This window comes from Phycisphaeraceae bacterium (genome assembly GCA_015709595.1).
Taxonomy (GTDB): Bacteria; Planctomycetota; Phycisphaerae; order Phycisphaerales; family SM1A02; genus CAADGA01.
In genome coordinates this window covers 109692-121034 of the sequence record CP054178.1, presented here as the reverse complement: position 1 = coordinate 121034, position 11343 = coordinate 109692, and the positions used below count along the sequence as shown (strand labels likewise).

The 11343-nt window shown below is 66.1% G+C and carries 9 protein-coding genes and 1 tRNA gene; 6 read left to right on the top strand and 4 right to left on the bottom strand.

Features of this window, described 5'->3' with window-relative positions; all coding sequences use genetic code 11:
• Nucleotides 1–121: 121 nt before the first annotated feature.
• The 3 genes from HRU76_00565 to HRU76_00555 all read left to right on the top strand — a co-directional run bounded on the left by HRU76_00565 (nt 122) and on the right by HRU76_00555 (nt 3862).
• Nucleotides 122–1258 carry a hypothetical protein gene (locus tag HRU76_00565; GenBank protein ID QOJ16180.1) on the top strand — a complete coding sequence of 379 codons (1137 nt, stop codon included), beginning with the start codon at nt 122–124 and terminating at the stop codon, nt 1256–1258.
• Between the two features lie 214 nt (nt 1259–1472).
• Nucleotides 1473–2852, top strand: coding sequence for a hypothetical protein (locus HRU76_00560; GenBank protein ID QOJ16179.1), 1380 nt, complete (start codon nt 1473–1475; stop codon nt 2850–2852).
• Nucleotides 2853–2911: 59 nt separating this feature from the next.
• On the top strand, nt 2912–3862 hold the full coding sequence (locus tag HRU76_00555) for a N(4)-(beta-N-acetylglucosaminyl)-L-asparaginase (protein QOJ16178.1): 951 nt from the start codon (nt 2912–2914) through the stop codon (nt 3860–3862).
• A 97-nt stretch (nt 3863–3959) separates the two neighbouring features.
• On the opposite strand, the gene HRU76_00550 is transcribed toward HRU76_00555, so the two are convergent.
• Nucleotides 3960–4739 (bottom strand): hypothetical protein, encoded by a 780-nt coding sequence (locus tag HRU76_00550; GenBank protein QOJ16177.1) that lies wholly within the window; start codon nt 4737–4739, stop codon nt 3960–3962.
• A 248-nt stretch (nt 4740–4987) separates the two neighbouring features.
• Between HRU76_00550 and HRU76_00545 the strand changes: the two genes are divergently transcribed.
• Together HRU76_00545 and gmk are read left to right on the top strand one after the other, a co-directional pair.
• Entirely contained in the window at nt 4988–5902 is a 915-nt protein-coding gene (locus tag HRU76_00545; GenBank protein QOJ16176.1) for a sugar kinase, read from the top strand.
• 60 nt (nt 5903–5962) lie between these two features.
• Nucleotides 5963–6553 carry a guanylate kinase gene (gmk, locus tag HRU76_00540; protein ID QOJ16175.1) on the top strand — a complete coding sequence of 197 codons (591 nt, stop codon included), beginning with the start codon at nt 5963–5965 and terminating at the stop codon, nt 6551–6553.
• 596 nt (nt 6554–7149) lie between these two features.
• Here the strand turns inward: gmk and HRU76_00535 are convergent.
• The 3 genes from HRU76_00535 to hutU all read right to left on the bottom strand — a co-directional run bounded on the left by HRU76_00535 (nt 7150) and on the right by hutU (nt 10607).
• Nucleotides 7150–8301 carry a redoxin domain-containing protein gene (locus HRU76_00535; GenBank protein ID QOJ16174.1) on the bottom strand — a complete coding sequence of 384 codons (1152 nt, stop codon included), beginning with the start codon at nt 8299–8301 and terminating at the stop codon, nt 7150–7152.
• 366 nt (nt 8302–8667) lie between these two features.
• Nucleotides 8668–8750: transfer RNA gene (locus tag HRU76_00530), tRNA-Cys, on the bottom strand.
• 72 nt (nt 8751–8822) lie between these two features.
• Entirely contained in the window at nt 8823–10607 is a 1785-nt protein-coding gene (gene hutU / locus HRU76_00525; protein ID QOJ16173.1) for a urocanate hydratase, read from the bottom strand.
• A 339-nt stretch (nt 10608–10946) separates the two neighbouring features.
• Here hutU and HRU76_00520 point away from each other — a divergent pair, with 339 nt between their 5' ends.
• Nucleotides 10947–11324 (top strand): VOC family protein, encoded by a 378-nt coding sequence (locus tag HRU76_00520; GenBank protein ID QOJ19048.1) that lies wholly within the window; start codon nt 10947–10949, stop codon nt 11322–11324.
• Nucleotides 11325–11343: the final 19 nt, after the last annotated feature.

Here is an 11343-nt window from a genome sequence, read left to right as displayed (position 1 = left end):
GCGGCTGGGGTGGTTCAGGGATCGAATCCGCGACACATGGCGACCGGGGCGCGTGGCCGCAACGCTGCGGCGATGTCGTCCGGTCGTCGAACGCTTTCAATCTCGAATGGAGGATCTGAGCATGAACGCACTCACACGACGGATCACTCTCGGACTGCTGGGGATCGGGGCGACGATGCTGGGAGCAGCCGCTCACGGCCAGGCGTTCACCGATGACTTCGAGAGCTACACGGTGGGCGGCGGCATCAACGGCCAGGGAGGATGGAGCGAGTGGTGCCAGTCGAGCGGGGTGGATGTGACAGTGACCAATCTGCGGGCTCGGAGCGGGTCGAAGTCAATCCAGGGTGACCCAGGCGACGACATGACGCATCGCGTTGACGCGACCAGCGGCATGTGGGAACTCTCGCTGTGGACCTACGTTCCCACCGGTGCAACGGGAACGACGTACTTCATCGTGCTCAACGACTATCCCACCGCGTCGGAGTGCCAGAACTGGGTGTACAACTTCAACCAGTGGTCCGCCCAGGTGCGCCTCAACGCCGACACCGGCATGTGCGAGGACGCGCACCTGGCGCTCGGGACGCCTGTGCCGCTGGTGCGCGATCAATGGGTGGAGGTCCGCATCGTCGTCGATCTCGACAACAACCTGCATGACCTCTACTACAACAACGTGCCGATGTTCACGCAGCCCCAGCAGTGGTCCGGGGCGAACATCGCCATCGAGGCCGTGGATCTCTACGCCGAGACTGGCACCTACTGGTACGACGACCTTTCGGTTCAGCCGGTGAGCAGCGAGACGCCGCTCTGCCCCGCCTCATACACCGCCGTCCGCGGGCTGCTGGTCGGCGGGACGCTCGCCAACCTGTGCGGGTCGGACAACGCCTACCTGACGCACCGGCCTGACGTGTTCCGCACCTCGGCGGTTCCGCCCGTGCAGACGCAGATGGATTTCACCTCGCCCACCGACACACCCAGCGAACTGCGAATCCACCTCGAATCCGCTGTGAACGCCAACAACATCTCGCAGCGCACGCTGATCTGGAACAATGACACGCAGACCTACGACCTGCTCAACACCCGCACGCTCACGCAGGTGGACAGCAGCATCGACCTGACGATCACGACCAACCCGTCTCGCTACGTGCAGGCGGGCACCGGTCGCATCCGGCTGCTGGTGCAATGCAACGCGCTGGCCTTCACCATCGCGCCGATCTGGCAGCACCGGATGGACGATGTGGTGGTGACGGTGGTCAACTGACGTCTTCCGGACGTGGTTCCTTCATCTCCGGGGCGGCGTGGGCATCACCCGCGCCGCCCCGTTTCATTCCCCGTTCCTGACATGGCGACGGCGGCCGAGCGAGTCCCCTTGCGGAAGGAGTCATCGCCGATTCCGCGCGTTTTGAGCCCTTGATTCCCGGATGAACTGGTACGATGGCGTCCGGCTGAAGGGCTTCATCAGAGGAGAAAGCGGCATGGTCCGGTTCCAGACAGTCAGACACCCGGGGTTCTCAATGGCCTGGCTCATGGCGGCCTGCATCATGGTGTCCACACCCGCGATCGCGGGCGATGTCTTCAACGTCGTGATCACCGGCAAGGAGAGCCAGCTGCAGAGCACGCTGCGGGTCGAGGCCGACCTGCCGGGCTTCCTCATCGGCAACTACGACCCGGTGGAGAACCCCACCGGAACCATGACCCGGCCCGGCACGTTCGGGGGCAGCGGCAACATGCCGATCAACTTCGACAGCACGGGCATCAGCGAAGGCGCGATTGATGGCGCTCCGGACGGCGTCTTCCGGCTCTGTCTCGACCACGAGACCGATACTGCCAGCATCTCGGGGCTGACGCTGGACCTGCTCAGCGGCTCGACGCCGACTTTTGACCTCGTCCTGGAAGTGCTGTTTCAGACCTTCCGCACCTTCCAGCCCAACTCGCTGTTCATCGGCGGCATCCCCTTCGAGTTTCCGCTTGGTCAGATGGTCGTCACGCGCCTGGAGGCGATCCAGGTCGGCGGCCCCGCCGTCGGCACGCTGATCGATCTGGGCGGCGGCGTGTATCAGATCGCCGTCGTCGTCACGGTCGAAGTGCTCATGGAGGCCGAGTTCAACGAGGAGCCCGTCGAACTGGAGCCGTTCCTGCTCGAACTGCCCGTGACGGCGCAGGTGACGATTACAGGAAACGGACTTGTGCTGGAGGGTGAGAGCGAGTGGGAACTGGATGAGCTTTTCGAGGGTCCGTTCGAGGGGGTGGGGCTGGACGCCTTTCCGGTGGATGTGCCCACGATTCTCCCACCTGGAGCCACCGCCCACCTGCTGATCACCAACCAGCTCGAGTCGGTCCACATGCTCTACAGCGGCTCGCTGCTGCTCCGAGGGCCTGGCTCATCCGCGCCGTATGAGCCGTCGCTGGCGGATTCCTTCACACGCGTGCGGGGCCTGCCGGTGTCGGGCGATCTTGGTTCGCTTCACGAGGATGACGACAATCGTCTCGTCACCCGTCCGGATGTCTTCCGCACCAGCGCGGTGCCGCCCGTCCAGGTGATGGTGGAGACGGTCTGCCCGATCGAGCATGTGTGCGATCTGCGGTTCCTCATCGAGAGCCGCGCCAGCGTCAACAACATCATGCAGCGCGTGCTGTTGTTCGATCACGTTGGTGAGACATGGGTGATCGTGGACTCCCGACCCATGACAACGACGGATCGACTGCTGGAGATCACGCCGCCGGGCGACCCGTCACGATTCGTGAACGTCGAGACGGGCCGGATTCGCGCGCTGATCCAGTGCAACGCCCTGGCCTTCGCCATCGCGCCGACGTGGACGAGCCAGATCGACCGCGTGGGGTGGCTGGCGCGGTGACGATTTCGCACGCTACGATGGGCCTGGTTCGTCAGCGCGGCGCCGGAGAATCGTCACCCGTGACACCCCCCATCATCCTCTCCACCTGGTCGTTCGGACAGCGCGGGCACGCGATGGCGTGGCCGATTCTTGCCTCCGGCGGCTCGTCGCTCGACGCGGTTGAACAGGCCTGCCGCGTGGTCGAGTCGGACCCGGAGGTCGATTCCGTCGGCTTCGGGGGGCTGCCTGACGCCTCCGGCGAAGTGTCGCTGGACGCGTCCATCATGCTCTCGCCGTCGCGTCATGGCAGCGTCACCTACGTTCGCCGATTCCTGCACGTGGCGTCGCTGGCCCGGTGCGTAATGGAGCGAACGCCTCATCGCATGCTCTCGGGCGATGGGGCGGAGCGGTTCGCGCTCGAGCAGGGGTTCGAGCCGACCTCGCTGCTCAGCAACGCGGCGCGGAGCGCATGGGAGACCTGGCGCACTTCAGGCCGCGGCGCCGTGGACCAGTCGCGCGATTCGGGCCGGGGATTGCGGCCTGTGGACGCGGACCAATCCGGGCGATTGTTCGTCGCGTCCAGTGAAATGGCGGGCCACGACACCATCGGCACGCTGGCCATTGACCGCAGCGGCGTCATCGCCGGCGCGTGCTCCACCAGCGGCATGCCGTACAAGCTGCCGGGGCGAGTGGGCGACTCGCCCATCATCGGGCACGGGCTGTACGTCGATCCCGAGGTCGGCGCGTCGACCGCCACCGGCACCGGCGAACTCATCATGGGCGTCTGCGGGTCTTTTCTGATCGTCGAGTTGCTCCGACGCGGGGCATCGCCCGCCCAAGCCATCCGTGAGGCGCTGGGCCGCATCGAGCGCACGCAGGCGCTCCGTCCCGAGCATCAGGTCGCCTTCGTCACGCTGACGCCGCGCGGCGAATGGAGCGCGGGCGCGCTCCGGCCGGGGTTCAAGGTCGCGATCCGCGATGACGCGACGGACGCCATCGTAGATCCGCCGATCGTGCTTCGACGGGATTGACACGACGAGTCAGACGCATGCGGTGACGCCGCGCCGTTGGACGTTCACGCCACCGGCTTCGATCACGGGCGGGACGCCCGTGCCGCCGCCGCGCCTTTCAGGACTGGCGTCCGATCGGGCGCGGCTCGGCCGTGGGGGTCGGACCACCGGAACGACTGGAGGCCTTGGTGTAGCCCTCCGGGACGGTCAGCTCGAAATCCTTCTCCGTCACTTCGAAGTTGACTTCCAGATTGGTGAGCGTGAGCACCAGGGCCCCGGCGCGGCCGTCAACGGGCGCCAGCCGTTCGACCTTGCGAGGCAGGTGGTCCTCCGCGCCGAAGTACCAGCGGGCGGGCATGGCGCCTTCGATGCCGTATTCCACATACACCACGTCGCAGACGATGCCGCCGACCAGTGTGCGTCCCTCGTGAATCTGCACCGTGCCGCTCAGCTCGTCACGGAATGGCGTGTCGTGCCCGTACTCGAACATGTCGAGCCGGAAGACCGGCCCCAGCACCGAGGCGTCGGAGCCCTCGTACACCACTTTCTTCTCCGGGTCGAGGCGGCGGATGATTCGCCCGTCGAACATGGCCTTGTACGGCGTGGTTCTGGCGCCCTGTGCGCCCGATGGGACGAAGAACCACCCGCTGCCGATGATGCGCATGGTCTCGTCCGACTCGCTGGCCCAGCCCTTGGTGACCGTGCCATGCGCCACGGGTTGCCGGCCCGCCTGCGCGCCGGTGCCCTCGAAGTGGCCCTGGTAGCGGACGGAAATGACCTTGGCCGTGGCCTCGTCCGCCGCCTTCAGGATGGCGAGGGCGGGCGACTCCTCCTGCTTGGGCGCCGCGGGATCCTGAGCGAGCATGACAAAGGGGATGATGATCGCGATCGGATGCATGGTGACTCCTCGATGACGCGACGCCGGGACGTGTGAACAGCCGCGTCGAGCGTGCCATTTGTACCGCTGCGTCGCCTTGTCGGTGGCAGAAGGCGTATGCATAACGCCGGGGAGCTGCTGGCGGATCACGTGATGAGACCCGCCCTGTCTGGTTCCGACGATCGATGTCCGACGACATGCCGGCGGCTGTCCGGACGTGAGGTGTTCGCTATGCTACGAACCCACCATCTGTCCGCGCAGGAAGCATCATGTCCCTCATCGTCACCGGAACCATCGGCATTGACTCTGTTCACACGCCCACCGGCAGTGCGGAAGGCGTGCCCGGCGGGTCGTGCGCCTACTTCGCCGCCGCGGCGTCGTTTTTTGCACCGGTGCGCGTGGTGGCGGCGGTGGGAGGCGACTGGCCCGAGGAGCATCGCCGCATTCTCTCATCCTTCCGCAACGTGGATCTCTCGGGGCTGGAAGTCCGTCCTCGTTCCAAGACGTTCGCGTGGGGCGGGCGATACTTCGACGACCTCAATCGGCGCGAGACGCTCTACACCCACCTGGGCGTGGTGGAGGAGCAGCCGCCCCGTGTGCCCGAGGCGTTCCACGACAGCCGGTTTGTGTTCCTCGCCAATACCCACCCGGCGGTGCAGATGGAGCTGCTCAGCCACTTCCCGCATCGCACGTTGGCCGTGGCGGACACCATGGATCTGTGGATCAACATCGCCAACGACGAGCTCCGCGCCCTGTTGAAGCAGGTGGACGGTCTGGCGCTGAACTACGAGGAGGCCGAGCAACTGGCGGGCACGCGCAACCCGGTCACCGCCGCGCGAGCGATCCTCGACATGGGCCCGAAGTTTGTCACCGTGAAGAAGGGGGAGCACGGGGCGATCCTGGTGCATCGGGAGGGCGTGGCCGTGCTGCCCGCCTACCCGGCCGAGCTGGAGCACGTCGTTGATCCCACCGGCGCGGGCGACAGTTTCGCGGGCGGCATGATGGGGTATCTGGCCGCCGCCGGACGCACCGATCTTGAGGCCGTGCAGACCGCCCTGGCCTGGGGCACGGTGACGGCGAGTTTCACCATCGAGTCGTTCGGCCTCTCGCGCCTGCGGACGCTCACGCGCGAGGAGATCGACCGCCGCATGGCCGTGTTCAGAAGGGCGGCTCGGGTCGGGTGAACGCGGCGGCCGACTTGGCATCGCTGGCCCGTTGACGACGAACCGATACACTCTCGATCCATGTCCCAGCCGGGTACGACACATCGCGGTCTGCTGGTGGTCATCTCCGGACCCTCCGGCGCCGGGAAGACCACCATCGCCCGCGCCGTGGAGCAGCGGCTGGACGCCGTCTTCAGCGTGTCGGCGACCACCCGGCCGCGCACGGCGGCTGATGTGGAGGGACGCGATTACTACTTCCTCTCCGAGCCGGAGTTCCAGCGCCGGGTGGATGCCGGCGAAATGCTCGAATACGCGCAGGTCTTCGGTCGCAACTGGTACGGCACGCCCCGCGCGCCGGTGGAGCGGGCGCTGACGGAAGGGCGGCTGGTCATTCTCGAGATCGACGTGCAGGGAGGTCTTCAGGTGCGACGGGCCATGCCCGGCGCGCTGCTCATCTTCATTGAGCCGCCTTCGGAGGATGACCTGCTTCGTCGCCTGCGCGCCAGAGGTCGCGATGATGAACCCGCCATTCAGCGCCGCTTCGCCGAGGCGCGGCGCGAGATCGAGACCGCCCGCTCCAGCGGCGCCTATGACCATTTCATCGTCAACGACGATCTCGATCGCGCCATCGACGAAGCATGCGCGGTGATCGAAACGGCGCGGCGCGGGTGACTCATGTCCGAGTGGTTCAGCGAATCCTCACGGTGCCACCGCGGACCCCACGAACAGAGAGAGCCGCGGTCAGAACCGCGGCTCTCCTGGGGTTGGAGCGTCGGAATCTGAGCGGTCCGACGCTCGTGCAGAGTGGGGCTTGTTCAGGCGGCGCACCGCCGCGTGGAATTCACGGGAGTTCTACTCACCCGGCGACCGACGGTTTCATTCGCTCGTACAGGCACATGCCGTCTTGTTCGGAAATGGCAGGATGGACTTGTCAAGCGGCGTGTGAATCGACGGATTGGGCGATCTTCCATTCGCGGCAAGCGGCTGGCCGGTTGCTTCGGACGTAGCCCCTGCGTGACGGCGTGCATGCGTCCTTCCAGGGACTACGTCAGCCGCCGAATCGCAAAGGCCGTGGCGACAAGATCTTCAGCACGGAGAGCTTGTGCGGAGGAACATCAGAAGGAATGTCGTGATCGGGCTGACACCTTGCAGTCATGGCGACAGATATGGACGCACGGGGGCGAGTATTCCGCCGGATTCGTGAATGCGGCACGTACCCCAACATCGACGACTCGCCGCCGGGGGAGCCAACGGTTACCAGCAAGGCCTCAGGGAGCGGGAGACTCCTTGGGCGGTCGAATGCCCTTCTCGCGTGCGGCGGCCTCGTAGCGATCCCGTGCGGCCCGGATGCCCTCGGCGAACGGGTCGTTGGGCTTGGAGTGCTCCACCGCCCGGCGCGACCACTTGACCGCCAGCGCCAGATCGCCCTGCTCGAAGCACACCCGCGCCAGGGTGTCGAGCACGGCGGGATCATTGTGCTCCACGAGCTCCGCCGCCCGCTCCGCCGCCTTGCGGGCAAAGGTGTGATCGCGCTCCGTCACGCCCTCTCCATCCACCACGAACCATGCCAGGTTGTTCAGCAGCCGCGCATCGTTCCAGAAGTCTCGGATCAGTTCGCGTCCGTACTCGTATCCCTGTTTCGGTCGCCCCATCTCCCCGATCAGCAGCAGAAATTTCTGCATCTTCAGGTCGCTGGGCCTGGGGTCGGCAGCGATGGCTTCGTCAAAGAGTTTCAGCAGCGTCTCCCAGTCGCGCTTGGCGAAGGGCTCCTTCATCTTCTGCTGCCACGGGTAGCGCGCCCGCGGGATGGCCATGCGCTCCTCAAACTTGGCGCGGGCGACGGCGCGATCCCACGAGCCGTCCAGCACCTTGGGAAGGACCACCTTCAGGTAGAAGGGGTGTCCGATCCACTCGATGACGCCATCCCGCCCGATCAGAAACGCCGCGGGAATGTCCCCCAGACCGGTCGCGTCCATGAAGGCCCGCTGGGTGGAGAGATCGGGATCGGTGCCGATGGTGAAGCCGGCCTTCGTGAACCAATCGCCCCGCGAGAGGAACTCCACCACCTTCTGCAGTCGCTCATCGCTCACCGCCACGACCGTCAGGCCATCGTTCGCATAGGCCGCCTGCACGTCGGACAGCACCGAGATCGCCGCCTGGCTGTACTGGCACCATGTGGCCCAGAAGACCACGACGTGCAGACGCCCGGCGCCAAACGACGTGATTTCATCGCCCTTGACCCAGTGTTCGATCGACAGTGAAGGCGCCAGGTCGCCCACGGTGAGGAACGTGCGCCCATCGTCCTGATTCCGCGCTGGGGGCGGTGACGTTGTGGTGGAGGGGGGTGTGTGAAGGGGTGCGGAAGCGCGGCCTGCGGGCGTTCCGTTCGACGACCAGGTGACGAGGCCGGTCGCGACCATGACGCAGCTCAGAAGCGATGCCCCGAGCCGTCCCTTGAGATGGGGTGTCAAGTCAATCATGACCGAGCCATGCGGGATCATGCCGCCAGCCGGGAGCCGACGAACCGATCGATGGTCCGTTTCCCTCGTCGGCCATCCGTCGGCAACCAAGGTTCAACGGCCCACAACCGGCAACCCCTGACCGCTCCTTCCATCCGTCCTACGTCGGTCGGGCGGCGTGGTTGCATGAACATCGGCTGAAAGGCCCATGCCCGCCCAGATCGTCGCACCTTCCGAAGTTCCGCCGGACCGCCACGTTTCGTCCATCCAGCGCGCCTGGCTTGCGCAAAAGAACGGCATGGCTGAAACAACCATGCCGCCCGAGACAGGCCGCGGTGGGATTCGAACCCACGAAGGCTTGCGCCAACGGATTTGCAATCCGCTCCATTTGTCCACTCTGGCACACGGCCGCGTCCAGAGATGCATTATTGGCCGCGGCGGCGAGGGCGTCCAGATGCCGAAGAGCGAACGGAAAGACCGCATCAGCGACGCGGCGGCATCGGCACCTTCACGCCTTGCTCCGTCGCGCACTGCATCGCCAGCTCGTACCCCGCATCGGCGTGTCGGAAAATGCCCATCATCGGGTCGTTGGTCAGCACGCGGCGGATGCGTTCATCGGCTTCGGGCGTGCCGTCGCAGACGATGACCTGCCCGGCGTGCTGCGAGTAGCCGATGCCCACGCCGCCGCCGTGGTGGAAGGAAACCCACGAAGCGCCGCTCACGGCGTTGACGGCGAAATTGAGCAGCGCCCAGTCGCTGATGGCGTCGGAACCGTCGAGCATCGCTTCTGTTTCGCGGTTTGGGCTGGCGACCGAGCCGCAATCGAGGTGATCGCGTCCGATGACGATGGGCGCTTTCACCTTGCCTTCGCGCACGAGTTGGTTGAACTTCAGCCCCGCCAGATGCCGCTCGCCCAGACCGAGCCAGCAGATGCGGGCGGGAAGCCCCTGCTTGCCCGCGCCGAAGCGCTTCTGTACGGCGCGAATCCAACGGTGCAGGCCGTGGCGGTAGTGCGACGTGTCCTCCGTGGTGAAACCCCCCTCCACCGGAAACAGATCCAGCACCGCCTCATCAGTCACGCGGATGTCCTCGGGGTCGCCCGACAGCGCCACCCAGCGGAAGGGGCCGCGGCCGAGGCAGAACTGCGGGCGGATGTACGCAGGCACGAAGCCGGGGAAGGCGAAGGCCTGTTCGCGCGGCAGCCCGTTCTCGACGGCGCGCTGGCGGATGTTGTTGCCGTAGTCGAAGGTGGCCGCCCCGCGCTGCTGGAGCTTCACCATGAGTTCGACGTGGCGCGTCATGGTGTCGATGGCTCGTCGCGTGTATTCCTTCGGGTCGGCGACGCGCAGGGCGTCGGCCTTGTGGCGCGAGAGACCTTCCGGGTAGTAGCCGTTGAGTGGATCGTGGGCGGAAGTCTGGTCGGTGAGCACATCGGGCGTGATGGCGCGGTCGATGAGCCGCTTGAGCAGGTCCACGGCGTTGCCGAGCCAGCCGATGGAGACGGCTTCGCCCTGCTGCCTGGCGTGCATGGCGCGGTCGATGGCGGCATCGGGCGTGGGGTCGGCGTTGATCTCATCGAGGTAGCGGTCGTGGACGCGTTTCTCCAGTCGTTCGCGGCACATCTCGGCGATCAGGCAGACGCCCCCGTTCATCGTGACGGCCAGCGGTTGGGCTCCGCCCATGCCGCCGCACCCCGCGGTGACGGTGAGAGTGTGCTTGAGCGTGCCGCCCGCGGGATGTCCTGGTCCGGCGAAGTGTTGCCGGGCGCACTCGGCGAAGGTTTCATACGTCCCCTGAAGAATGCCCTGCGTGCCGATGTAGATCCACGACCCGGCGGTCATCTGGCCGAACATGGTCAGCCCCTTGGCGGCGAGATCATCGAAGACCTCCTGCGTGGCCCAGTGGGGGACGAGGTTGGAGTTGGCGATGATGACGCGGGGCGAGTCGGTGGTGGTGCGAACGACGCCGACCGGCTTGCCGGACTGGACGAGCAAGGTCTCATCCGACTCCAACTCCTTGAGGCACTTGATGATGGCGTCGTAGCACGCCCAGTCGCGGGCGGCCTGACCGCGTCCGCCGTAGACGACCAGATCCTGCCAGCGCTCGGCGACCTCGGGGTCAAGGTTGTTCATCAGCATCCGCATGGCGGCCTCGGCCTGCCAGGTCTTGCAGGTCTTGATCGAGCCGCGCGGGGCGCGCGGGGGTGTGCGTGACGTGCCTCGCGGCGGTGCTTGAGCGGGCGCGTCGGCGGAGACGTGTGTCGGCATGGTGGAACCCATCAAGACAACGGTGAGGAGGCGGCCCTTGCGCCTTGCATCCTATTCGCTCTCGATTGGTTCCGATCCTCGAAAGCGCTGTTGACTTTCGCGCCGCACGGTATCATCCGCATCGGTGTGGAGGGGCGGAGTCGATGCGCCGGGGAACGGGGACAATCCACGAAAGGAACGCACATGGCGAAGAAGAAGTCGAAGAAGAAGGCCGCGAAGAAGGCGACCGGGAAGCCGGTGAAGAAGTCAATGAAAAAGCCGGCCAAGAAGGCCCCTGCGAAGAAGAAGGCCGCCAGGAAGGCCCCGCGCGCCGCCGCGGCTGCGCCAGCCCCGCCGCCCATGCCCGTGGCGGGCGACTGGGTGTGGCATGAACTGATGACCACCGACGTCGCCGGCGCGCAGGCGTTCTACGGCGCACTCTTCGGATGGGGTTACCATGCCAAGGAGATGCCGGGGTTCACCTATCACCTGATTCAACAGGGCTCCAACGAGCAGCACGGCGGGATGATGGCCTTCCAGCCGGGCATGGAAGGCGTGCCGCCTCACTGGCAGCTGTACGTGATGGTGGATGACGTCGATGCGGTGGCGACCAGGGCCGTCGAGCTCGGCGGCTCGCTCGTGTACCCGCCCATGGACGTTCCCTCCGTGGGCCGCATGGCGTGCATCCGCGACCCGCAAGGCGCGCACATCTCGATCTACAAGCCGATGATGGTGTGACGGTTCATCTGTCACGCGC

What these genes read in the sequence shown, in the direction of transcription:
- HRU76_00535 (QOJ16174.1), bottom strand. Translation starts at nt 8,301, where the DNA reads ATGGTCGCGACCGGCCTCGTCACCTGGTCGTCGAACGGAACGCCCGCA.
- HRU76_00550 (QOJ16177.1), bottom strand. Translation starts at nt 4,739, where the DNA reads ATGCATCCGATCGCGATCATCATCCCCTTTGTCATGCTCGCTCAGGAT.
- HRU76_00560 (QOJ16179.1), top strand. Translation starts at nt 1,473, where the DNA reads ATGGTCCGGTTCCAGACAGTCAGACACCCGGGGTTCTCAATGGCCTGG.
- hutU (QOJ16173.1), bottom strand. Translation starts at nt 10,607, where the DNA reads ATGCCGACACACGTCTCCGCCGACGCGCCCGCTCAAGCACCGCCGCGA.
- HRU76_00520 (QOJ19048.1), top strand. Translation starts at nt 10,947, where the DNA reads ATGCCCGTGGCGGGCGACTGGGTGTGGCATGAACTGATGACCACCGAC.
- HRU76_00545 (QOJ16176.1), top strand. Translation starts at nt 4,988, where the DNA reads ATGTCCCTCATCGTCACCGGAACCATCGGCATTGACTCTGTTCACACG.
- gmk (QOJ16175.1), top strand. Translation starts at nt 5,963, where the DNA reads ATGTCCCAGCCGGGTACGACACATCGCGGTCTGCTGGTGGTCATCTCC.
- HRU76_00565 (QOJ16180.1), top strand. Translation starts at nt 122, where the DNA reads ATGAACGCACTCACACGACGGATCACTCTCGGACTGCTGGGGATCGGG.